General features: G+C 37.1%; 23 protein-coding genes and 1 other annotated feature. Of the genes, 14 read left to right on the plus strand and 9 right to left on the minus strand.

Annotated features, from left to right (window positions below; translation table 11 throughout):
* Window positions 1-7 precede the first annotated feature (7 nt).
* From G4Z02_RS03910 to aroF, 3 genes are read left to right on the plus strand one after another with little or no spacing between them, the layout of a single operon-like run.
* Window positions 8-1,258 (plus strand): shikimate kinase, encoded by a 1,251-nt coding sequence (locus G4Z02_RS03910; protein WP_258878558.1) that lies wholly within the window; start codon window positions 8-10, stop codon window positions 1,256-1,258.
* Complete coding sequence (gene aroQ, locus G4Z02_RS03915; protein WP_258878559.1) at window positions 1,239-1,676, plus strand: type II 3-dehydroquinate dehydratase; 438 nt, start codon at window positions 1,239-1,241, stop codon at window positions 1,674-1,676. Before G4Z02_RS03910 ends, aroQ begins: the two co-directional genes overlap by 20 nt.
* The gene (gene aroF, locus G4Z02_RS03920; RefSeq protein ID WP_258878560.1) at window positions 1,673-2,692 is read left to right on the plus strand and encodes a 3-deoxy-7-phosphoheptulonate synthase; all 1,020 of its coding nucleotides are present in this window, start codon (window positions 1,673-1,675) and stop codon (window positions 2,690-2,692) included. Before aroQ ends, aroF begins: the two co-directional genes overlap by 4 nt.
* A gap of 24 nt (window positions 2,693-2,716) precedes the next feature.
* Here aroF and G4Z02_RS03925 read toward each other — a convergent pair whose 3' ends face one another.
* The 7 genes from G4Z02_RS03925 to rpmH all read right to left on the minus strand — a co-directional run bounded on the left by G4Z02_RS03925 (window position 2,717) and on the right by rpmH (window position 10,457).
* A complete protein-coding gene (locus G4Z02_RS03925; protein WP_258878561.1) occupies window positions 2,717-4,003 on the minus strand; it encodes an adenylosuccinate synthase in 1,287 nt (428 codons plus the stop codon).
* Window positions 4,004-4,205: 202 nt separating this feature from the next.
* On the minus strand, window positions 4,206-7,661 hold the full coding sequence (gene mfd / locus G4Z02_RS03930; RefSeq protein WP_258878562.1) for a transcription-repair coupling factor: 3,456 nt from the start codon (window positions 7,659-7,661) through the stop codon (window positions 4,206-4,208).
* Window positions 7,662-7,772: 111 nt separating this feature from the next.
* Window positions 7,773-8,330, minus strand: coding sequence for an aminoacyl-tRNA hydrolase (gene pth, locus G4Z02_RS03935; RefSeq protein WP_258878563.1), 558 nt, complete (start codon window positions 8,328-8,330; stop codon window positions 7,773-7,775).
* A 1-nt stretch (window position 8,331) separates the two neighbouring features.
* Entirely contained in the window at window positions 8,332-8,940 is a 609-nt protein-coding gene (gene jag, locus G4Z02_RS03940) for an RNA-binding cell elongation regulator Jag/EloR (protein ID WP_258878564.1), read from the minus strand.
* A gap of 14 nt (window positions 8,941-8,954) precedes the next feature.
* A complete protein-coding gene (locus G4Z02_RS03945; RefSeq protein ID WP_258878565.1) occupies window positions 8,955-9,878 on the minus strand; it encodes a YidC/Oxa1 family membrane protein insertase in 924 nt (307 codons plus the stop codon).
* Window positions 9,875-10,216 carry a ribonuclease P protein component gene (rnpA, locus tag G4Z02_RS03950; RefSeq protein ID WP_258878566.1) on the minus strand — a complete coding sequence of 114 codons (342 nt, stop codon included), beginning with the start codon at window positions 10,214-10,216 and terminating at the stop codon, window positions 9,875-9,877. The genes G4Z02_RS03945 and rnpA overlap by 4 nt, the downstream gene beginning before the upstream one ends.
* Before the next feature lie 94 nt (window positions 10,217-10,310).
* On the minus strand, window positions 10,311-10,457 hold the full coding sequence (gene rpmH, locus G4Z02_RS03955) for a 50S ribosomal protein L34 (RefSeq protein ID WP_258878567.1): 147 nt from the start codon (window positions 10,455-10,457) through the stop codon (window positions 10,311-10,313).
* A 372-nt stretch (window positions 10,458-10,829) separates the two neighbouring features.
* Here rpmH and dnaA point away from each other — a divergent pair, with 372 nt between their 5' ends.
* From dnaA to G4Z02_RS04005, 10 genes are all read left to right on the plus strand, one after another.
* Window positions 10,830-12,203: a chromosomal replication initiator protein DnaA gene (dnaA, locus tag G4Z02_RS03960; protein ID WP_258878568.1), complete on the plus strand. Its 1,374-nt coding sequence runs from the start codon at window positions 10,830-10,832 to the stop codon at window positions 12,201-12,203.
* Between the two features lie 126 nt (window positions 12,204-12,329).
* Complete coding sequence (gene dnaN / locus G4Z02_RS03965) at window positions 12,330-13,454, plus strand: DNA polymerase III subunit beta (RefSeq protein ID WP_258878569.1); 1,125 nt, start codon at window positions 12,330-12,332, stop codon at window positions 13,452-13,454.
* Window positions 13,455-13,563: 109 nt separating this feature from the next.
* Window positions 13,564-13,779, plus strand: coding sequence for a S4 domain-containing protein YaaA (yaaA, locus tag G4Z02_RS03970; protein ID WP_258878570.1), 216 nt, complete (start codon window positions 13,564-13,566; stop codon window positions 13,777-13,779).
* A complete protein-coding gene (gene recF / locus G4Z02_RS03975; protein WP_258878571.1) occupies window positions 13,776-14,873 on the plus strand; it encodes a DNA replication/repair protein RecF in 1,098 nt (365 codons plus the stop codon). The genes yaaA and recF overlap by 4 nt, the downstream gene beginning before the upstream one ends.
* Window positions 14,863-16,770: a DNA topoisomerase (ATP-hydrolyzing) subunit B gene (gene gyrB, locus G4Z02_RS03980; RefSeq protein WP_258878572.1), complete on the plus strand. Its 1,908-nt coding sequence runs from the start codon at window positions 14,863-14,865 to the stop codon at window positions 16,768-16,770. The genes recF and gyrB overlap by 11 nt, the downstream gene beginning before the upstream one ends.
* A 12-nt stretch (window positions 16,771-16,782) precedes the next feature.
* Window positions 16,783-19,296, plus strand: coding sequence for a DNA gyrase subunit A (gene gyrA, locus G4Z02_RS03985; protein WP_258878573.1), 2,514 nt, complete (start codon window positions 16,783-16,785; stop codon window positions 19,294-19,296).
* A 77-nt stretch (window positions 19,297-19,373) separates the two neighbouring features.
* Window positions 19,374-19,558 (plus strand) — a binding site (T-box leader).
* A 35-nt stretch (window positions 19,559-19,593) separates the two neighbouring features.
* Entirely contained in the window at window positions 19,594-20,868 is a 1,275-nt protein-coding gene (serS, locus tag G4Z02_RS03990) for a serine--tRNA ligase (protein ID WP_258878574.1), read from the plus strand.
* A 9-nt stretch (window positions 20,869-20,877) separates the two neighbouring features.
* On the plus strand, window positions 20,878-22,269 hold the full coding sequence (locus G4Z02_RS03995) for a M17 family metallopeptidase (RefSeq protein WP_258878575.1): 1,392 nt from the start codon (window positions 20,878-20,880) through the stop codon (window positions 22,267-22,269).
* A 97-nt stretch (window positions 22,270-22,366) separates the two neighbouring features.
* On the plus strand, window positions 22,367-22,762 hold the full coding sequence (locus tag G4Z02_RS04000; RefSeq protein ID WP_258878576.1) for a hypothetical protein: 396 nt from the start codon (window positions 22,367-22,369) through the stop codon (window positions 22,760-22,762).
* The gene (locus tag G4Z02_RS04005) at window positions 22,759-22,953 is read left to right on the plus strand and encodes a helix-turn-helix transcriptional regulator (protein WP_258878701.1); all 195 of its coding nucleotides are present in this window, start codon (window positions 22,759-22,761) and stop codon (window positions 22,951-22,953) included. Before G4Z02_RS04000 ends, G4Z02_RS04005 begins: the two co-directional genes overlap by 4 nt.
* A gap of 24 nt (window positions 22,954-22,977) precedes the next feature.
* On the opposite strand, the gene G4Z02_RS04010 is transcribed toward G4Z02_RS04005, so the two are convergent.
* Together G4Z02_RS04010 and G4Z02_RS04015 are read right to left on the minus strand one after the other, a co-directional pair.
* Window positions 22,978-23,388 carry an HIT family protein gene (locus G4Z02_RS04010; protein ID WP_258878577.1) on the minus strand — a complete coding sequence of 137 codons (411 nt, stop codon included), beginning with the start codon at window positions 23,386-23,388 and terminating at the stop codon, window positions 22,978-22,980.
* Window positions 23,388-24,050: an HAD-IA family hydrolase gene (locus G4Z02_RS04015; RefSeq protein ID WP_258878578.1), complete on the minus strand. Its 663-nt coding sequence runs from the start codon at window positions 24,048-24,050 to the stop codon at window positions 23,388-23,390. Before G4Z02_RS04015 ends, G4Z02_RS04010 begins: the two co-directional genes overlap by 1 nt.
* Before the next feature lie 112 nt (window positions 24,051-24,162).
* On the opposite strand from G4Z02_RS04015, the gene pta reads away from it, so the two are divergent.
* Window positions 24,163-25,125, plus strand: a complete 963-nt coding sequence (gene pta / locus G4Z02_RS04020) for a phosphate acetyltransferase (RefSeq protein ID WP_258878579.1) — start codon at window positions 24,163-24,165, stop codon at window positions 25,123-25,125.
* Window positions 25,126-25,132 lie beyond the last annotated feature (7 nt).

Consider the following 25,132-nt stretch of genomic DNA (forward strand, 5'->3'; position numbering starts at 1 on the left):
ACTACAAATGTATGGATTACTAGGAAAAGTACTCACACACAGTTTCTCCAAAGACATCCATGAATTTTTCACGGATTGTAAATACACTCTTTTTGAAAGCGATAATCTCAAAGAGTTCTTTGAATATATACCTTTTTCTGGTATAAATGTAACCATACCCTATAAACATGACGTAATACCGTACTTAGATGAACTATCAGAAGAAGCACATGTCTTACAAGCAGTAAACACCATAATTAACAAAAGCGGAAAACTCATCGGTTACAACACCGACTATTACGGACTTGAAAAAGCCCTTAGTTATGCCAATATAACCGTTAAAAATCAAGAGATAATAATAGTGGGAAACGGCTCAACTAGTAGAACAATTGCCTATTATTGCAAACATAATTCGGCGAAAAATATCACTATTCTTGCTCGCAATCCAAAGAAAAATGAATATCATTTTACCGATGTGGATAACTTCAATTCAGCAACTATCATATTCAATGCAACACCTGTGGGTATGTTTCCAAACAATAACCACCCATTCCCAATTGACTTATCTAAGCTTCCTCATTTAACTTCAGCGGTGGATATGATTTATAATCCCTTACGCTCATCCTTATTAATTGCTGCAAAAAAGCGTAATATACAAACACTAAACGGCTTATTTATGCTAATAAGTCAAGCTGTAAAATCCATCGAATTGTTTCATGATGTGACTATTTCAGACGATGTAGTACAACAATACTACAATGATCTTCTCTTTAAAATGACAAATATTGTTCTGATTGGAATGCCGATGAGTGGTAAATCATTTTTCGCTCGAATCATTGGACAAAAATACGATAAAGATGTGATTGATTTAGATAACATGATTGAGCAAGAAAACCACATGTCTATCCAACAAATCTTTGAAAAGTATGGCGAAGCAACGTTTCGAAGTATTGAAAAAAACATAGTTTACAAATGCTCAAAAGAACATAACAAAGCGATTTCCTGTGGTGGCGGTGTCGTATTAGATCCGGACAACATTGATTATTTAAAACAAAATGGTGTCATTTTATACTTAGATATGCCACTTGATTTATTAAAGCGATGTAACCCTAGAAATCGTCCATTACTACAAAATCCTGCAAATCTAGAAAAACTCTATTATGATCGTAACGATCTATATCGTAATAGCGCTGATATCATTATTCCAAAAAACACCTTCAATAAAAACATCACTGAAGGCATTATCGAGGTGAAAATCAATGAATATTTTAATTCTTAATGGTCCTAATTTAAATATGCTTGGTATTCGTGAACCTGAAGTATATGGTTCCAAAACATACCAAGATTTAGAATCCTATCTTCACTCTTTTGAAGATAATTATCCTGTTACAATTGATGTCAAACAATCAAATCTAGAAGGACTTCTCATTGATATCTTGCATTACGCAAACGACCATTACGATGGCGTACTATTCAATGCTGGAGCCTTTACCCATTATTCCTATGCTCTTTATGATGCCATTAAATCGATTACGATTCCCGTGGTTGAAGTGCATCTCTCAGACATTACAACAAGAGAGGAATTTCGTAAAGTGTCTGTGATACGAAATGCCTGTGTTGGTAGTATAATGGGTCTTGGATTCAAAAGTTATGAAGAAGGTTTAAAATTATTATTAAAAGGTCGTGACGAACAATGATTGTTAAATTAAAGAGAAATGCAAATCAAACCGATGTAACCCATTTAAAGGAACATCTGCGTAACCAAGGTTTTGAACTACATGAAAGCATTGGTACATCCTACAGTATTTTTGGCGTGGTTGGTGACACCGCAAGTTTCGATATGCGTAGTTTATACGCCTACGAATGCGTCGAAAGTGTTGTTCGTGTTCAAGAGCCATTTAAAAAGGTAAACCGGAAGTTTACCCAAGAGGATACGATCATTGATGTGAATGGAGTACGGATAGGTGGCGACAACATTGTTGTTATGGCAGGTCCTTGTAGCGTTGAATCCAAAGAACAAGTGGATATTATCGCAAAAGCTGTAAAGGAAGCTGGCGCAAAAATACTTCGTGGTGGCGCATTTAAGCCACGTACATCACCATATTCCTACCAAGGTATGGGTGTAGAAGGTCTCCAAATCCTAAAAGAAGCTGGCGATAAATACGGGATGCCGATTATTAGCGAATTAATGAGTACGGAAAACATTGATGACTTCTTACAATACGTAGATATCATTCAAGTTGGTGCACGTAATATGCAGAACTTTCACTTACTAAAAGAACTCGGTAAACTAGATAAACCAATTCTGTTAAAGCGTGGTTTCTCCAACACCATTGAAGAATGGCTAATGAGCGCAGAATATATCATGGCCGGTGGAAACAATAACGTCATTTTATGTGAACGTGGAATCCGTACATTTGAACCATATACCCGAAATACACTCGATATCTCCACAATCCCCGTAGTCAAGAAACTAAGCCATTTACCAGTTATTATTGATCCGTCACACGCAGCTGGAAAATGGGACTATGTAGAAAGTCTATCACTCGCAAGTATTGCCGCAGGAGCTGATGGATTAATAATTGAAGTTCATCACGATCCCGAACACGCGATGAGTGATGGAGCCCAATCCTTAAAACCAAAGAAATTTGAAGAACTAATGACAAAAGCAGAAACAGTAAGTTCTGCGGTAGGAAAAACACTGGAACGTTAAAAAAAAAGCGAATATCGCTTTTTTTTATTTCATTATATCCTCTAATACAACCGTTTGGGTTCGATCAGGACCAACACTAAACATAACAATTGGTACACCTACTAACTCACTAATGACATTCAAATAGTGTTGTGCATTGTCTGGTAAATCGCTGAATAGAGTCGTTTTTGTAATATCTTCTTTCCATCCTGAAACCGATATATATATTGGTTTACAACGGCTAAAATCATCAATACTTGCGGGGATATAATCAATGTGTTGTCCATCTAATTCATATTCGGTACAAATGTGTAATGTATCAATACCTGTTAATACATCCAGTAGCATAACACTTAGTCCTGTAAGACCTGATACTCGCTTCGTATGGCGCAAAACAACGGTATCCAACCATCCAATACGACGAGGTCTACCAGTGGTTGTTCCGTATTCGTGCCCTACTTCTCGTATTTGATGGGCAATGTCATCATCAAACTCGGTAGCGAAATATCCTGAACCAACACGAGTTGAATAGGCTTTTGTAACCCCTATTACATCGGTAATGTATTGTGGGGAAACCCCTGTATTAAGCGGTACAGACGCAGCAGTTGGACTACTTGATGTAACGTAAGGATAGGTTCCGTGATCGATACATAATAATGCACCTTGTGCTCCTTCAAAGAGCACTTTTTTATTGTCTTCAAACGCTTTGTTTAGTAATAATCCTGTATCGGTAACATACGGTTTTAGTGCTTCCGCATAATCACAATATTCTTCATATATTTTCTGGACATCAAAAGATTCTTTCCCAAACGCTTGAAAAACAGTGTTGTAAAAAGCCACGTGGTCCTTTAACTTATCGTAAAATACTGTTTTATTAACAAAATCACAAACACGAATTCCCATCCGAGAGTATTTATCGGTATAGGTAGGCCCAATACCCTTCTTGGTTGTTCCTACTTTCTTCTCTGGTGACTTAATATCCTCAAGTAAAGCATCCATTTCAATATGATATGGCATTACAACATGAGCACGATCACTTATCGCTAGTTGGAAGTTTGTAATACCTCCTTGTTGCAACATTTTTAATTCTTCCAATGCTGCTTTTGGGTTGATTACCATACCATTCGCAAGGATATTAATGGCATCTTCTCGAAAAATTCCCGATGGAATTAGATGAAGCGCATACTTTTCACCATCAAAAACAATGGTATGTCCTGCGTTATTTCCACCTTGAAACCGCACCACTACATCGGCTTGTTCAGCCAAAAAGTCCGTTACCTTGCCTTTTCCTTCGTCACCCCATTGGGTTCCTACCACAACTACACCTTTCATAAATAACCTCCTGAAATGAAAAAATGTACCACACATGGTACACCGATGGCGTACTAGTATAGTTTCTTGATACGCCGTTTTTGTCTTGTCCATTTGTATAATATCATTGTGCAAGACTCCTGTCAATATCGAATCGAATCCTATCTCAATCAATATATTATGCACATATAAAAAAAGGCTAAAATAAGCCTTTTTCCATTGATTATAAGATTTCTAGCAAGTCGACAATCACATATACGTAATGTCGATTTAGTTTGATTGTATCTAAGATGATATTGAGTTGTTCATTTTTATATTGGAATCGAATAAACTTACTAATGGTATATGCTTTTTCAAAGACATACTCTCCATTAATGTTTCGTGACGCCTCTTTTGTTAAGCGGAATGTGATATTATTCTTTAACTCTCGTATTTTCTCTAAACCTTTGATTTTTGCCAAATGCTCAAACAACTTCTCATACATATAGAGATCAATTTCTTTTGGCGGCATCCCAAAGCGATCTTGGAACTCTTCCTGAAGTTGCTTGATATCCTCTTTTGATTCTATTCGAGCGATTTTACGGTGCATTTCCATCTTAATGTAGTCGTTTTGAATGTAATTACTATCAATATATTTATCAACGCGAAGTTTCAAGGTTGTTATTTCATCAACCGGTTCTTCTATCGTTGTTTCAATACCTTGTTGTTTGGCATCTACTTCTTCCTTTAACATCTCTAAAAATAGGTCCAAACCAACGCTATCCATGAACCCTGACTGTTCCGTACCTAAGACGTCTCCCGCTCCTCGTATGGATAAATCTCGAACTGCAATTTTAAATCCAGAACCGAGTTCTGTGAACTCTTTAATTACCCGAAGTCGTTTCATTGCCTCTTCAGTTAGTTCTTTGTTTTTCGTATACATTAAGTACGCATAGGCAATCCGATTACTACGTCCAACACGACCCCGTATTTGGTATAACTGAGATAATCCGAGACGATCACTGTCATGAATTAATAATGTATTCGCATTGGGAATATCTATTCCTGTCTCAATAATCGTTGTGGAGACTAAAACATCATACTCTCCATCTAAAAAGGCTTGAATCACGTTTTCCATTCGTAAACGACTCATCTTCCCATGAGCATAACAAACACGTGCTTCTGGTACCAATCGTTCGATTTGATTGGCTACTACCCCAATATCATCGACCCGGTTATACAAGTAGAATACTTGTCCATTTCTAGCCATTTCCCTTTGGATCGCATCGCGTATTATCGAGTTGTTTCGTTCCAATACATACGTTTGAATTGGATATCGATTCAGTGGTGGCGTTTCCAATAACGACATGTTTTTTACTCCCATAATCGCCATTTGTAACGTTCGTGGTATAGGTGTGGCACTTAGGCTTAATACATCGATATTGATTTTCAACTCTTTGATTCGTTCTTTGTGTTCGACACCAAAGCGTTGTTCTTCATCCACAATTAACAATCCTAAATCATGGAACTTCATGTCTTTGGATAGTATTCGATGGGTTCCAATAATAACATCCATTTCTCCTGTCATTGCTTTATTTAAAATATCGCGTTGTACGGCTTTTGTTACGAATCGATTTAATAATCCAACTTTAATTCCATATTTATCAAATCGCTCTTTAAAAGTATAATAATGTTGCCGGGAAAGCACTGTAGTAGGCGCTAGATAGGCAACTTGTTTATTGTCTAATACAGCCTTAAAGGCAGCACGCATGGCGACTTCTGTTTTCCCATATCCGACATCGCCACATAATAAACGATCCATCGGCATTGTCGATTCCATATCTTGTTTTACATCGTCAATCGCTGTGATTTGATCCGGTGTTTCTTGATATTCAAAATCGGACTCAAACTCCATTTGAAACTCGGAATCTGGACTAAACGCAAATCCTTCTGCTTGTTCTCTAGCGGCGTATAGTTTAATGAGTTTGTCCGCTATATCCTTCACTTTTTTACGTACTCGCAGTTTCGTACGTGCCCATTCCCCGCTACCGAGTTTATGGATTTTTGGTTTAATGCCTTCACTACCGATATATTTCTGAATCAGATGAATGTTTTCAACAGGGATATATAATGTGTCATCCCCTTTATAAGCGATGTGAATATAGTCGTTGGTATAATCGCCAACAGTCATTTGAATAACGCCTAGAAATCGCCCTATCCCATGTGCATGATGAACGATTAAGTCGCCTTTTTTAAGTTCTTCGACCGTACTGATTTTCTTCGCATCTTTCATCGACGAACGATATTTACCATGTTTGTGTTCTTTTTGTTTAAAGAGATTATCTTCCGTTAGAACAATAGTGTTGATATCATGGTGTTCAAAGGATAATTGATTATCACTTACCATGATATTGAGTTGTTTGTTGATAATGTGATCGTTTCGTCCAATGATGTTGTAGGGGATTTTATCATCAACAAGATTGATGAAGTGACGCATTCCCTTTTCTGTTTTGAAGGTAATAATGATCGTTGTAAATCCTTTGTATTTCCCTAAATCACTTAAGAGCATATGAATATTATTGTTGTATAATATTGCTTCTTTTGCTCGAACATTTATCGTTTTATCAGATTGTTTTACATCGCCAAAAACATCTAAATATAGCGATTTACCAGCAAATATATGGTGGATATCTTGTATCAACTCAAACCCTAACTTAGGATAATCTTCTGTCGCTTCATACCAATCCGTAATGTCATGAACCACATCGTCGTAATTATCGAGAACTCGTTTGTGTTCCCAATAAACGACAATATTGTTATCAATGTAATCTAATATAGTCTCTTCTTTATACGGAAGAAATGTCTGGTATCGTGCCAATTTATCGATATCGTTGTGGTGTTCTAATGCTTGTAAATCATCAAGAATTCGATTCAACGACTTCTCTTTAAAGGTTGATTGTTGTAGTTTCTCTTCAACTTGTTGTTTAATTTGTAGGTAATCTTCTTGATCATAGTAAAACTCATACATTGGAAAAATGTCCACAGTAGTTGCTTTTATTGTAGAACGCTGGGTATTGATATCAAAGAAACGAATGGAATCCACTTCATCGTCGAAAAACTCGACCCGTACAGGATTTTCTTCGTTTAGTGGGTAGACATCAAGAATTCCTCCTCGATAGGAGAATTCACCTTGTTGTTCAACAGTTTCTTCACGTTGATACCCCATAAATATAAGTTTTTGTAGGGTTGCTTGAACATTTACTATAGAGTTCTTTTTTAGTCTTATTAACGCCTTTTCCCATCGTTTTAAAGGCATCAATTTTTTGATTAATCCTGTTGTGTTTGTAACGATAATAAGTTTTTGGTTTTGTAAGATACGAACAACAGTATGGATTCGTTCAACTTTGAACTCCGAACTCATTGCAAGCATCTCTGTCGTCATAAACTCATCTTGAGGAAAGAAGGCGAGATTGTTTTCATCCATATGGTTTGCTAGTAGATCATACACCTTTTGTGCATTGTAGATGTTTGGAGTTACTAGGACAATACTTCCCTCTTGTTTCGCAAATATGTGTAAAACCGACAGGATTGACATGCTGTCGTTTGTATTTACGATATGTACATCTTTATTATTGCTAAACGTGTTTGTAATATCTGTATAAAACGGCTTGTTGTGGATATATTCCAATATCTTTTTCATGGTTTCCTCCACGTACTTATAGCGAATTCCCACAAATAGGGGGGCTTCGCTTGTTTTTTGGTGTTCTAATAATATCATAAAGATTTTTGGATTTCAAACAAAAAAAGTCCATCATGGACTTTTATTGTACTCATTCATAATTAAGGTAAATTCTTGATTATCTTTAAATTCATTGATAACCTGATATATTTGTTTTGCAGAACTCACAATTACATCCAATTCATCCTTAGTAAAACGACCTAATACGTAATCTTTTGCCTCAATCATGGGATTGGAATCAATACCGACACGAACCCGTTTGAAATCATTTGTTTTCAATTGTTCAATGATTGATTTGATACCATTATGACCTCCTGGTCCTCCTTGTTCTCGTAAACGGAGTTTCCCAAGAGGTAAATCAAGATCGTCATAGATTACTAAAACATCATCAATATCAATGTCATAATAGTTCATTACAAGACGAATACTTTCTCCTGATAAATTCATAAATGTGTGTGGTTTTAATAATACTAGATTGCCTAATTTTAGCGTTTCCCCATTAAATTTACGTTCAAATTTAAAGGATTCTTTCGCTTGGTTTGCGTAGTAATCCAAACACATGAATCCAATGTTGTGTTTGGTTTGTTCGTATTGTTTCCCTGGATTTCCGAGACCTACGACCAATTTCATGTTATCGCCTCTTTGGTTTGATAATTAGATGGCGATTGGATCCTTCTCCCTCAGAAACAGTAGTAACATCACGCCAATCCGATAATTTTGTATGAATAATGCGTCGTTCATAGGCGTTCATTGGTTCTAATTTTGCTTCAATTCTTGATCGAGCTACATTTTTTGCCGTTTTGGTAGCAAGAATTTCTAATTGTTTTTTGCGATTGGCTTTATATCCACCGATATCTACAAGTACAATCATGCGCTCATCTGAGAAGATGCTTACTAAGTTTCGAATATAGTATTGGATGTTCTCTAATGTTTTACCATTTTTACCAATCAGTAGTGGATTTTCACTACTGTTGATGGAATACACTATTTCCGTGTCGGATTTACGACGCATCTCAATGTTTGCTTCAATATCCATTTCACTAAACATTTGTTGTAGTGCTTTATATCCCATTTCGGCAGGGTCTACATTTGTTGTAGCGCGTACAACGTATGTTTTTATAATCATACCTTTTTTATCTAATACTTCTATATCGATAAATGATTCATTTACACGAAGCTCATTTGCTGCATAGGTTTTTGCATCGTCTAATGATCTAATTTCAAATTCAATTGATTTCATAATTGTCATCACCTTTATACACTTTTTACAACGTCTTTACTCTCTAAAAACTTCTTGTATTGTTGGCGTCTATTCACCCAGGTTTGGAAGAATTGGAAGGAGTTACCAACAACCCAGTAAAGAGCTATCCCGTTGTTTGTAATTGCGATACTAACTAACATAAACACCATGAAATAAGACATGTATTTCATCTGGTTTGCTGTTTGTTGTGCTTGTTTTGTTTGGTACTTTTTATTTTGTAAGTAATCTGGTTTACTTTGTGCATATTTTTGATAACCAAACATCAATACACCAACTAAAATCGCTAAAATGATTTCTGGGAATAATGATCCAACCGCATCGAAGAATGGTACATTACCAAATACAGTAAAATCAACACCCGCTTTTAAGTCGATACCTAAGAAAGAATAATTAAGCGATGAATAGTCTTTTAATCCTTCTGCTCCACCAACCGATAGTGGTAAACGGCGTACAACTTGGTACATCGCGATAAAGATTGGCATTTGCAAGAATGGTAATAAACATCCTAATGGATTAATATTGTACTTCTTATACACTTCCAACGTCTCTTGCTGCATCTTTTTCTGTGATAACTCGTCGGTACGACCTTTGTATTTCTCTTGAATCTTATTCAATTCCGGTTGTGCTTGTTGCATATTCAATGTCATCGCATTGGATTTTGAATAGATTGGCCATCCTGCTGAACGGACAATTAACGTTACGACAACTAGTCCAATCCAATAATTTCCGCCTAATTGCGTACTTACCCAGAAGGTAAATTCAGCGATTTGAGAAATAATCCATTGTAGCCATCCCCATCCGCCTTCAGCACCAATTGGTTGTTCATACATCGATGTCCCACCGTTACTACAAGCACTTAGTGCAACCACTAGTAGTAGGGTCATCGCAATCAATAATACTCGTTTCTTACGATTCATTTGCTTTCACCTCGTTTTAATTGTTTGTCGATTAAATTGGTTAATGTTTCGGTTATACTTTGAAAAGACAATCCTTTTGCAGTTGATTTAACTACAATAAAAATATCAACAACATCGACAACGCCATATTTCGCGATAACTTCCCGAATTTGACGCTTAATTTTGTTGCGTTCCACAGCATTTCCATACTTTTTCGGAACACTTACAGCAAATCGAAAATGACTCTGTTCATGGTTTTTCTTGGTATATACGACAAAATACTTGTTTCCAGCACTTTGTCGGTGTTTGATAATCGCTTCGATTTCACTGCCTTTTTTGACTCGATACTCTTTTTTCATAACGATCACACCCTAAATAAAATAAAAACCACCTAAAAAACGATTTTCTTTTTCAGGTGGGTTCAGGTATTTGATATTCGTTTGTTTGTAAGACTTATTCGTCAGATACGGTTAGGTTCTTGCGACCTTTGGCACGACGTCTTGCAAGAACACGTCTTCCGCCTTTGGTTTTCATACGAGCAAAGAAACCATGTGTTTTAGCTCTTTTACGTTTGTTTGGTTGATATGTACGTTTAGACATGAATCAACACCTCCTACTTCATAAGTAAAAACCATGCTATAACATTATATAGTCTATGATTTGTTGTGTCAACACTAATCCAAAAAAAACCAAAAAAGGTGAAAATTAAAAAAAGTTTTCCACACCCTTTAAGGGCTATTTTTCGTATTTTTACATACCCTAATTGTGGAAATGTGGTCTTTGTGAAAAGACGAAATTGTGAACATGTGTACAACTATTTTAAACATCTTTATGAAGCGATTTCCTATCCCCAAAGAATTGGATAACCAGGTGTGGATAAAAATAGTTTTCCACATTTTTAGTGTATAAATAATTTTTCTTTTCCCTCTTTTTTTATGGTATATTATTTGTATAGATTTTGAGGTGAACTGGATGGAGAAATATAACACAATTTGGGAAGAAATTAAACAATCGTTAGAGGACGATTTAGATGATGAAGTATTTACCGAGATATTTGAACCTGTAAACACAGTGTTTAAGGTGGTAAATAACTACATTTATTTAATCGCGCCTAACGATTTTATTAAGCGTAGAATAGAGATGTTGTACCTAAATAAATTAAACCGTTATTTAGAGTTACGTTTAGACGATCCACACAAGTTCCGCATCATGACAGAAGAACAAGCATCAAAGGAACTTGCAGATGAAAAAGAATTTGCTGTGAACACACCTGATCAAACACTGGTAGATCGCTATATTCAGGGGAATATTAATACAAGCTATACGTTTGATAGTTTTGTCGTTGGGAACTCAAATCGTCTCGCTTATACAAGTGCAATAAAAGTCGCTGATCAACCTGGTATTGTAGCCAACCCACTCTATATTTTTGGTGATGTTGGTCTAGGTAAGACGCATTTAATGCAATGTGTTGGTAATTATATTTTAGAAGGAAACATGAATTCACGCGTTTTATATGTAAAAACCGATCAATTTGTCGAAGAATATGTTCGTCACGCATCGAAGAAAAAATTTGATGAGTTTAACGAGAAATACCGTAATGTAGACGTTTTATTGGTTGATGATATTCAATTTTTATCTGGAAAAGATCAATCCCAAAATGAATTTTTTAAGTTGTTTGAACTATTACATGGGCAACAAAAACAAATTGTAATCACGAGTGATCGTAGTGCAAACGAGTTGAAAGATATCATGTCGCGCTTAACGTCGCGCTTTGAGTGGGGGGTTACCGTTGATATCAATCGACCGGATTTAGACCACCGAATTAAGATTCTTCGCAAGAAATTAATGGCAGAAACATCGAATGCGGATTTAATTCCCAACGATGTCATTGAATACATCGCTAGTGTCTTCGATAATAACGTTCGCGAACTAGAAGGAGCACTAAAACGTGTCTTATTCTATTGTACCGCATTCAACATTGATTTCACTGTTAAAAACGCAGAAGCAGCACTGGAAAACCTTGTTAAACCGAGGATAAACGATAATTTCTTAAGTGAGAATAAAATCAAAAATATCATGAGTATTGTCAGCGATTACTATCGTATTTCAACAAGTGATTTAATCTCTAAGAAACGAACTGCAAAATATGTGTTTCCACGACAAGTCTCAATGTACTTAATTAAGACATTATATGATCTTCCTTATAAAAAAATTGGAACATTTTTCAATAATCGAGACCATTCCACTGTAATGCACTCCGTTGAAAAGATAACCAACGAAATTGAAATGGATATAAATGTGAAGAAAGATGTGGAGAAACTCACGATAAAATGTGGACAAAAATAGGAAAATTAAATCGCTAAAAATAGCATTATATGATATAATATGACTATGAAATACCGAGCTTTCCACAAATCCACACGACATAATAATAATCAACAATATAATATATAGACAATTAGAGGTGATTTTATGAATTTTCAAATCAACAAAGACACACTGCTTAATAATTTGATTGTTGCTCAAAAAGCACTCTCGAATAAAACACCAAATCCTGCTTTGCAAGGAATTAAACTAGAAGTATTAAAAGATCATTTAGTGATTACAACAAGTAATTCGGACATCGCAATTAAATTAACAGTTAAAGATGCCAGTCTTGCTGTAAAAAGTGAAGGTTCTGTATTAATACCAGGAAAGTACTTCATTGAAATCATACGCAAGTTAGATGGATTGAAAGTACAATTGTCCATGGCGGCAGATAACATGCTACGCATTGAAGCGGATCGGTCTGACATTACGTTGAATATGATGGATTTAGATGATTATCCCGAATTACAATTCAGTGAAAAAGTAAAATCAATCAAAATTAATGTCCGTGTTCTAAAAACAATCATCCGTCAAACCGCATTTGCAACGTCATCCATTGAAAATCGTCCAATCTTAACAGGAGTAAACTTCAAAATTGATGGTAAAAAGTTGATTGCCATAGCTACCGACAGTTATCGTTTAAGTCAAAAAGAAATTGAGTTAAACGAATCATATGAAGCACTCAATATCATTATTCCAGGTCGTAGTTTAGAGGAATTAATCAAAGTCCTTGAGAACAACAACGACCAAGTTGAGTTGCATTTTGATCATTCAAAAATCTTATTTAAATACAATAATTTGTTGTTCCAATCACGTTTGTTAGAAGGAAACTATCCCGAAACATCAAAATTAATCCCAACCGAGTTCGCGACAGTTATCAAATTTAACAAAGAAAACTTATCCACAGCAATTGAACGCGCGAGTTTACTGTCCAGTCGTGACGGAAATAACGCGATTGTAAAACTAGCACTACGTCAAGACAATATTGTTGAAATCACCTCCAACAGCCCTGAAATCGGGAAAGTCTTAGAAGAAGTGTATCCAGTGGATGAAATTGTTGGACATCCTTTTAAAATTGCCTTTAGTTCAAAATACATTTTAGATGCGTTAAAAATCTTCAATTCAAGCGAAGTTTCCGTTAATTTCACCGGTGAAATACGACCATTTATCATCAAAGGTGAATACGACGAAAACATGTTGCAACTCATCCTTCCAGTACGAACCGAATAAAAGCCCAAAAACGGGCTTTTTTTATGCTTTTATTTTGTTGTAATTTATAACGTTTTACTATATAATATTTATATACATAATAATATATATGAAAGAAAGCGGTATTTTTATGGAAAAAATAGCGATCACAACCGACTATATCACCTTAGGTCAATTTATCAAATTTATCGATGTCATTCCTTCTGGAGGTATGGTGAAATATATTCTCCAAGAATACACCATATACGTCAACGACGTCGAAGAGTCTCGACGCGGTAAAAAATTATACCCAGGAGACAAGATATTGATTAAATCAATCGGTGAATATCGCATCACAAAACAATGAGAATTAAACAACTTCAATTTAACTCATTGCGTAACTATGAATCGTTCCATCTAACTTTTCCTAACAATACCACTATTTTTATTGGAAACAATGCCCAAGGCAAAACCAGTATCTTAGAAGCTATTTACATTTTAGCCTTTACTAAATCTCATCGTAGTGTGAAAGATGTTGATGTGATTCGATTTGGCGATGATTTCGCCAAAATTAACGCTCTCATCCATTTAAACGACCGCGATATACAACTAGATATCATCTTGTCAAAACTTGGTAAAAAAGTAAAATACAACCAAATAGAACTAGACCGGTTAAGTGAATATATTGGGTTGTTAAACGTTGTAATGTTTGCTCCTGAAGATTTGGAACTAATCAAAGGAAATCCCAAAGATCGTCGCAAGTTTCTCGATGTTGAAATCGGACAAATATCTTCCAATTACGTTTATAATCTCCAGCAATATCGCAAAATTTTAAAACAACGTAATGATTTACTTAAAACCATGCAAAAAAGCATGGATAAAAACGAGTTGTTACTCGATGTTATCACCGATCAACTAATCGATTACCAAGAACAAATAATGACACTTCGAACATCATTCTTAGCCTCAGTTGAGCGATATGCCATTAATCATTACAAACAATTATCCTCCTCAGAAGATATCCTAAAAATAGAATATATTCCTTCATTAAAAGGGAATATAAAAGAAGAATACATATCGAAATATCAGTATGATATTATTACTGGAACCACCAACTTGGGAATCCACCGTGATGAAGTGGAATTTCACTTAAACAACCACCCACTGAAAACACACGGATCACAAGGAGAACAACGAACCGCTGTACTAGCCGTTAAACTCGCTCTCATCGATTTTATCTATCAACATAAACAGGAATACCCTGTGCTGTTATTAGACGATGTGCTAAGCGAATTAGACGATACAAGGCAAACCAATCTACTACAATACATCAACAAAGACATTCAAACATTTATTACCACAACCGATATTCATGATATTGACGTGGAACACATAAAAGAGTACCAACTTTACAAAATCGATGACGGTAACGTCAAGGAGTGTGACAAACATGGACAATAACACCAACAGTTATGATTCCAGTAATATTCAAATTTTAGAAGGGTTAGAGGCGGTTAAAAAGCGTCCAGGGATGTACATTGGATCCACCGGACCACGCGGTCTCCATCACCTTGTATGGGAAATTGTTGACAACTCAATCGATGAAGCCTTAGCTGGTGCAGCCGATAAAATAGTTGTTGAAATTTTACCCGACAACATCATTCGTGTAAGCGACAACGGACGCGGTATCCCGGTAGACACTCATCCTAAAACAGGACTTCCTGCAGTCGAAACCATTCTTACCACCCTACATGCTGGTGGGAAATTTGACAATGCATCCTATAAAGTCTCTGGAGGACTTCACGGTGTTGGTGCCAGTGTTGTAAACGCCCTTAGTGAATGGATGGAAGTTGAAATTCACAAAAATGGTACCAAATATACCCAACGCTACGAATATGGTTTTTCAGTTACTAAACTAATTGAACACGGCCCGACAGACCAATCAGGAACGATTATTTCGTTTAAAGCAGACCCGAAAATATTCACCGAAACCAGAGTGTATGAATATGAAATACTACGCAATCGGGTGCAACAGCTTGCATTTTTAAATCGTGGAATCAACATTGAAATCAATGATTATCGCAGTGCGGAGCCAGAAACCAACAATTACCATTACGAAGGTGGAATCATTGAATATGTTCAATACTTAAACCGTTCATACGACACCTTGCACGATCAAGTTATTTTCTGTGAAGGTGAAATTGACAACATTGTGGTTGAGATTGCAATGCAGTACAACAATGCATATCGAGCTAACATCTTCAGTTTTACCAACAACATCAATAACATCGAAGGTGGAACCCACGAAGAAGGTTTCCGGATGACATTAACGCGTGTATTAAACAACTATGGAAAAAACAATAATATCTTCAAAAAAGACGAATCACTAGTAGGAGAAGACACTCGTGAAGGTCTTACTTGTATTATTAGTGTAAAACATCCAGATCCTCAATTTGAAGGACAAACAAAATCTAAATTAGGATCTACGGAAGTACGACGTATCGTCGCCCAAATTTTGAGTGAAGGATTGGACCGCTACCTACTGGAAAATCCCCAAGATTCGCGGATAATCATCGAAAAAGCATTAATGGCATCACGCGCTCGTATCGCCGCCAAAAAAGCTCGCGAAGCAACCCGTCGTAAAAGCCCGTTGGATGGTTTAGGTTTTGCATCCAAACTAGCTGATTGCCGTAGTAAAGACCCTCGCCAATCTGAAATATACATCGTCGAGGGAGATAGTGCTGGTGGAAGCGCAAAACAAGGACGAGATAGCGAATTTCAGGCGATTCTACCCTTGCGTGGAAAAGTAATAAACGTCGAGAAAGCCCGCCTCGATAAAGTATTAGCAAACAAAGAGATCTTATCGATGATTCAAGCGTTTGGAACCGGTATTGGCGATGAATTCAACATCAACGACGCTCGCTATCATAAAATCGTCATCATGACCGATGCGGACATTGACGGGGCCCACATTCGAACACTTTTATTAACGTTCTTCTTCCGTCACATGAAACCGCTGATTGAAAATGGCTATATTTACATAGCTTTACCACCACTATACAAAGTTCAGCAAGGAAAACACATTGAGTATGTGTATTCAGACGATGAACTACAAAAAACCTTAGAAAACTTTGGAACAAGAGCGTCGATACAACGCTACAAAGGTCTTGGAGAAATGAACGCCGAACAACTATGGGAAACAACCATGGACCCTGGTGCTCGTACATTGTTACAAGTAACCTTAGAAGACGCATTAGAAGCCAATGAAGTATTCAGTATGTTGATGTCCGATGAAGTCGCACCACGCCGCGAATTCATTCAGAAAAATGCCATCTACGTACAAAATCTAGACGTTTAGGAGGAGATGCACATGGAAGACAACAATATAACATATGACAACGTTAAAGAAATAAACATCTCCACCGAGATGAAATCATCGTTTCTAAGCTATGCGATGAGCGTTATCGTATCACGGGCATTACCCGATGTACGTGATGGACTAAAACCGGTTCACCGACGTATTTTATACGGTATGGATGAACTAGGTGTATACCCCGATAAATCCTATAAAAAATCTGCTCGTATCGTCGGGGACGTTATGGGGAAATATCACCCTCACGGGGATAGTTCCATTTATGACGCCATGGTCCGTATGGCCCAAGATTTTAGTTATCGTTATCCACTTGTTAATGGACAAGGGAACTTTGGATCCATCGATGGTGATGGCGCTGCAGCAATGCGATATACCGAGAGTAAAATGACCAAAATCACCACTGAAATGCTCGCGGATATTAAAAAAGATACCATCGATTTTGTTGAAAACTACGATGGTAGCGAAAAAGAACCGAGTGTTCTACCGGCAAAATACCCCAATTTACTTGTCAACGGGGCAACCGGTATTGCTGTTGGTATGGCCACCAACATCCCACCGCATAACTTAGGTGAAGTCATTGATGGAATATTAGCCTATATTGATGACCCAGACATTACCACAGATGACTTAATGGACTACATCAAAGGACCGGATTTTCCAACTGGGGGAACCATTATGGGACTCACTGGTTTACGGACTGCATATGAGACGGGAAATGGCTCCATTAAGATACGCGCTAAAACAGAAATAAAAGAACAAAAAAACGGTAAAAAATCGATTATCATCACCGAAATTCCCTTTCAAGTAAACAAATCACGAATGATTGAAAAAATCGCTGATTTGGCCAAAGAAAAGCGGATTGAGGGAATCACTGATTTACGGGATGAATCCAATCGCAATGGAATCCGTGTCGTGATTGAACTACGGAAAGATGTCAATGCCGAAGTCACATTAAACAACTTATACAAATACACAACACTTCAAACATCATTTGGGCTGAATATGTTGGCACTTGTTGATAATCAACCACAAGTATTGCCACTCAAAGATATGTTGGTCCATTATGTGAATCATCAAATCGAGGTATTAACCCGAAAAACCAACTTCGATTTAAACCGAGCCAAAGCACGTGCCCATATCTTAGAAGGATTGTTAGTTGCTCTTGATCACATTGATGAAGTGATTGAAACCATCCGCAACTCTTACGATGATGCCGAAGAACAACTAATGACACGGTTTGAGTTAAGCCAAGATCAAGCTAAAGCCATCCTCGAAATGCGGTTACGCCGGTTAAGTGGATTGGAACGAGAACGACTTGAAGGGGAATTAAAGGAATTGTTATCCACAATTGAAGAGTTGGAATTTATTCTTGCAAACGAAGATCAAAAATACGAACTCATCAAACAACAATTACTTGATATCAAAGACAAATACGGAGATGAACGACGCAGTGAAATTAGTTTATCGCTTGATTTAGACATCGAGGACGAAGATTTAATCCCTGTTGAAGATGTTATTATCACCATTACATCATCCGGCTATTGTAAACGGATGAATACCGAGGTATACAAAACCCAAAACCGCGGTGGAAAAGGGATGAAAGGAATCAAAACCAACGAAGACGATGTGGTGGAACACCTCATCAGCTCCAGTACCCATGATTTCATTCTATTCTTCACCAACACTGGTCGGGTGTACAAAATGAAAGGGTATAAAATACCGAATTATGGACGTGCATCCAAAGGACTACCGATTGTCAATTTACTCAATTTAGACGACAACGAATCCTTAGCCGCAGTCGCTAAAATTAGCGATTTCGAGTCCGAAGATTTCTTATTCTTTGTCACCAAAAAAGGTGTTGTCAAACGGACACCGGTTAGCGACTTCCAAAACATTCGTACCACCGGTATAAAAGCCATTAATTTACGTGATGGTGATGAATTACTCGCCGTACGTTTAACCGATGGTGAGCGCGATGTTATTATCGGAGCAAGCAATGGTAAAGCCATTCGTTTCCACGAACAAACCGCCCGGGCAATGGGACGAGTAGCCAGTGGAGTGCGAGGAATCCTCCTTGCTGACGATGATGAAGTGGTTGGATTTACGATTGTTACTGACGACCGTACGCAAATTCTTGTAGTAACGGAAAATGGCTATGGTAAGCGAACAGAAATCGATGAATATCGCCAACAAAACCGTGGTGGTAAAGGTGTGAAAACACTCAACATCACCGATAAAAACGGCCTTCTCACAAAACTCCGTAGTGTTTGTGGCGATGAAGATTTAATCATCACCACAACCAAAGGTATGATCATCCGTCTTCCAATCGAACAAATCGCTGTTTCAAAACGGGCGACACAGGGTGTTCGACTAATTAAATTGAATGAAGGACACAAAGTCGCAACGATTGCGATTGTACCTCCATCTGAAGACGAAGACGATGAAGTTGTCGAAGAAATGCTTATTGAAGAGCAAGTAACAGAAACCGAAAACCCATCTCAAGAAGAATAAATAACAAAGGTGCGAATACAATTTGTATTCCACCTTTTTACGTTGACAAAGCATCGATATTTTGTTATTATCAAACCAACAAATCAACGACGAGGACAAGTACAGTACAAACGCGATACCAAGAGAGTTCATGGTTGGTGTAAATGAACATCGCAAGTCTGGAAATCTACCTCTGAGAGGAACCAATCCTTCCCGTGTAGTTACGTTATCAACTACGAGTCACAAACTAAGGTGGTACCGCGAATGTTATTTCGCCCTTAAAACAGGGCGAATTTTTTATTTTAAGGAGGCATTATTATGTTAGATATTCGATTACTTCGAGAACAACCAGATTATTACATTGAATTACTAAACCGTCGTGGAGGAGATTTCTCCTATATCAACGATCTTTTAGAAAAAGATGCACGACGTCGTGAAATTCTTGGCGAAGTAGAAAGTGTAAAGGCAAAACGCAATGAAATTAGCAAAAAAATCGGTCTTTACAAACGAGAAAAGAAAGATCCAAAGCCATTATTTGAAGAAATTGCCAACATCGGACAAGGGATAAATGTGTTGGAAGAAGAGTTGAAACAACTAGAACTTGATATTCACGATATTCTGCTCAATACACCAAATGTTCCATTAGATGATTTACCGATTGGAACCGATGATAATGACAACCTTGAAATTAAAAAAGTTGGAACCATTCCAACCTTTGATTTTGAACCAAAACCACACTGGGATTTGGCTACCAATCTAGATATTCTCGATTTTGAACGAGCTGGGAAAATCAGTGGAAGTCGCTTTACAGTATACAAAGGGTTAGGTGCAAGGTTAGAACGGGCACTGATTAACTTTATGGTGGATTTACACGCTTTAGAACACGGTTATACCGAAATTATTCCACCATATATCGTCAATGCGGAATCCATGACGGCAACAGGACAATTTCCTAAATTTAAAGAAGATGCCTTTAAAGTTGTCGATGAACGGGATTTATACTTAAATCCAACCGCTGAAGTACCAACAATTAATCTTCACCGCAACGAAACGTTATCTGGTGATCAACTTCCCATTAAATATACCGCTTTTACAACGGCATTTCGTCAAGAAGCAGGAAGTGCTGGACGTGATACGAGAGGGATTATCCGTCAACATCAGTTTAATAAAGTGGAGTTAATCAAATTCACAAAACCAGAAAACTCCTACAAAGAGTTGGATGAGATGCTGGCATGCAGTGAACGCGTCTTACAATTACTAGAATTACCCTATCGTGTTGTTGTTTTATGTACAGGTGATTTAGGCTTTAGCATGCGAAAAACATACGATATTGAAGTATGGTTACCCGCATTTAACACGTATCGTGAAATTGGATCCATCTCCAATGCGGAAGATTACCAAGCTCGCCGTGGAAACATCAAGTTTAAACGAGACAAAGACAGTAAACCAGAATATGTCCACACCTTAAATGGAAGTGGCTTAGCAGTAGGAAGGACGGTTGTTGCGATACTAGAAAACTATCAACAAGCAGATGGAACAATTACCATTCCCAAAGCACTGATTCCATACATGAAAGTAGACACAATTAAATAGGAGGACATTATGGTAGACATTCATGAACAAAAGACATTTGATTTTATTACGGAAGAAAATGATATTGTACTGGTAAACAAACTTGATCACCCACTTGTTAAAGCGATTGATAAACAAATGGATGGATTGTTACAAAATAACTTTGATAAGCCATTTACCACAGTTCACACATTGGGTAAAATGGTTGCTAAGAAACTACACATTGTCAACAAAACAGATTTGGAAAAACCCGATAAGCGAGAAGAAATTTATAAACAGATTGCCAAATTAAAAGGTGATTTATGTGTCTTGATTGATACATTCGAAATCAACGATTATCTAGAGATAGTACAAGACTTATCCGAACATATTTTGACGAATAATTATGTGTTTAATACATTCAAAAATGACAAAAAAACCGACGACAAGAACTTCTATTATTATGGGGAAACCGCTATATATCGCAATGTATTAAAAGGATATGTCTACGGTGAAATGATGAATAAATGTCGCGATTTAGTGAATACGCCATACAATCATCTAAATGCCATTGATCTTGCGAATTATGCAAAAGCACTCGAAACGTACGACAATGTTACGGTTACAATTTATGATAAAAAGCAAATTGAAGATATGAATATGGGATCCTACCTTGGTGTCAACAAAGGATCCAGTGATGAACCACGATTAATTTTCATAGAATACAAAGGCTCGACAACCAAAGAACCTGTTGCTTTAGTTGGTAAAGGTGTGATGTATGACACAGGTGGTTACTCCATCAAAACATCCACAGGTATGCCGGGTATGAAAGTCGACATGGCAGGAGCTGCTGCTGTAATAAGTGCTATTGAAGCAATTGCCAAATTAAAACTAGATGCTCATGTAATGAGTATTGTCGCAGCGACGGATAATCGCATTGGTGATGGCGCTATTGTCCCAGACGATATTCTCACCGCAGCAAACGGAAAAACGATTGAAATCATCTCTACGGACGCCGAAGGACGACTAACATTGGCTGATGCTGTATGGTTTGCGCAACAACAAGGAGCGAAAAAAGTCATCGATGTTGCAACTCTAACAGGATCGATGGTTCGTGCTCTAGGAAAAGAATATACCGGCGCATTTACCAACGACAACGAGTTCCTACAAGAATTAATGGATGCTAGCAATAAAACCAAAGAACCTCTATGGGAAATGCCGATAAACAAGGGATATCACAAACTGCTTGAAAGCAAATTTGCTGATATGAAAAACACTGGTGGACCACTTGCAGGTGCTTCCACTGCAGCAGCCTTCATTGAAAACTTTATTGATGAAGATACAAAATGGATTCATCTTGATATTGCAGGAACCGCTTCAAACAAGGCAAATGAAGGTACAGGTGTTATGGTTAAAACCTTCACAGAGTTATTTGATAACTAAAAGAGCTTCGGCTCTTTTTTTATGCTTGACAAATAAAAAATAATGTTATATAATTCTAACATAAGGTTATATATTTCTAACATAAAGGAGAGTTGATATGGAACCCAAAAAACGGATGATCATTATGTTATCCCTTGTATTTTCTGTTATTGCAGGTACTGTGCTATTTACAGTACTCTCTGGATTTAGTTGGGATGCATTGATCGTTGTTATCATTGTCTTATTGTTCTTAGTGTATTCTATTCCGAGATTTATTTTAAATCGAAACGATGTTGTTTCAGATGATGAGTACAGCAAAAAAATTATGCGCATCGCCGCAGGTCGTAGCTATATTGTGTCGTTATATACATGGTTAGCAATGATGTGGTTTTCGAAAATACTCGATGATGTATTTCCTGAAACAACAACTAAAATTGGCTTAGGTATTGGAATTATGGCTATTGTATTCTTGATTAATATCATCATTGTACGAATCACCGGAGTAAAAGAATAAAAACAAAAATCAAACAATACCGCGCAGCCAAAGGACTAACACAACAAGAATTAGCCAATCTTGTCCAGGTTCGACGGGAAACCATTGTATTTTTGGAAAAAGGAAAATACAATCCATCGCTTAAATTAGGCGTACTAATCTCTCGGGTTTTAGATGTTCCAATCGAAGAATTATTTGACATTGATGACTAAAAAAGCACTCATGCGAGTGCTTTTTTATAGACTATCTTTAATTTTCTGGGTAATTTCTATAAATGTTTCCGGTTCAATCTTACCAAAGTTGTTTTTTGTGGATAATACCATTCCATCATCCTCATAACGTGGAATTAAATGAACATGAAAGTGAAATACACTTTGCAAGGGGCGATCATTATTGTTAACAATATTTAACCCAATCGGATTAAATGCTTTTTTCAATGCTCGAGCAATTTTTGGAACCGCTGTAAATACATGGGTAATCGTATCTTCATCAACTTCATATACATTGGGAACATGTTTCTTCGGAATTACTAAAGTATGACCTTTTGTACCTTGCGTAATGTCTAAAAATGCTAGGACGTGATCATCCTCATAAACCTTGTATGAAGGGATTTCCCCTTCGCGAATCTTACAAAAAATACAATCCATTAGTTGTCCTCCTCAATTTCTTTAATGACACGATAAATATCATTCATATCGTTTAGCATAAAATCTGGTTCAACTTCTAACAAGTGGTCTGGTCCTTTTAAACTCCATGCAACACCGGCACTATATATTCCAGCGTTCTTTCCAGCAAGAATATCCCCTTGATTATCCCCAATCATAATGGCTAAACCATGATTTGGGAAGTTGGATAACGCTGTATCTACGGCATTTCGATGTGGTTTAGGATGTTCCACGTGATCCAATGCCGTAAACGAATCAAATATAGTTTCAAGACCATAGTGTGTAAAACTCGGCCACGCCGCCACTTTAAACTTGGATGTTAAGATACCTAAATTATATCCTTTTTCTTTTAAATCGGTAACAACTTCTAATACATCGGGATAAATCTTAAAATTACCAACTTCAAACTCCACATAGAATTCCCGATAGGAATCAATCATATCCTGAATTTCAAACGGGTCGTTCGTATAATCACTAAACGTTTGATGTAAGGTCGGTCCGATAAAGGAATGAATTTGGGCATCGGTTACTTCCACATCAGGGAAGTGACGATCAAATGTAGCACGAAAACTGCGGACAATAATATCGTTTGTATCAATTAAGGTTCCATCCAAATCGAATAGAATCGTATCTAGTTTTTTCATAAAATCACCTAATAGAAATTATATCATACTACGCTTTTTCCACAAAACACTATGAAAAGAATTGTATTTTCACAAAAACATTGTACAATATATAACGGTAAGGAGTGATAACATGTCTTTAATTATTCAAGAATTAAAAGAAAAAATATCCGGGAAAGGGCTAAAAGTAGTCTTTCCTGAATCAAACGACCCTCGTATTATCGAAGCCGCAGTGAAACTTGCAGAAGAGGGAATTGTAAAACCAATATTGGTACAAACCAAAGACCCTATTGCATCAGGCTATGATATTTCAAAATGCACAGTCATTGATCCTAAATCATACGATCAGTTCGATAAAATGGTCGAAGCTTTTGTCGCACGGCGTAATGGAAAAGCAACAAAAGAACAAGCACAAGAGTGGTTGTTAGATGAAAACTACTTTGGAACTATGCTAGTTTATATGGGACAAGCTGATGGGATGGTAAGTGGTGCATGTCATTCAACGGGAGAAACCGTACGTCCCGCCTTACAAATTATAAAAACAAAACCTGGTGTATCACGGACCTTTGGCTATTTCTTAATGGTTCGAGATAACGATAAGTATATTTTTGGCGATTGTGCTATTAATCCCAATCCAACAGCAGAACATCTTGCGGAATTTGCGATTGAATCGGCAAAAGCTGCAGAAATGTTTGGGATTACTCCGAAAGTAGCTATGTTATCCTTTTCGACAAACGGTTCAGCAGAAACAGAAGAAACCGAAAAAGTACGCCAAGCAACCGCTCTTGCACAACAAGCAAATTCTGGATATGAAATTGATGGAGAAATGCAGTTTGACGCCGCATTTGTGCCGTCTGTAGGAGCTAAAAAATATCCTGGAAGTACCGTTGCTGGACAAGCAAACACCTTTATTTTCCCAGATTTAAACAGTGGAAATATCGGATACAAAATCGCTCAACGATTGGGACAATTTGAAGCCATGGGTCCAATCTTAGCAGGATTAAATAGCCCTGTTAATGATCTATCCCGTGGTTGTGACAGTGAAGATGCTTATAACACCGCAATCATCACCGCAGCCCAAGCACTGAATAAATAAAGCCTAA

The organism is Candidatus Xianfuyuplasma coldseepsis (assembly GCF_014023125.1).
Classification (GTDB): Bacteria; Bacillota_I; Bacilli_A; order Izemoplasmatales; family Izemoplasmataceae; genus Xianfuyuplasma; species Xianfuyuplasma coldseepsis.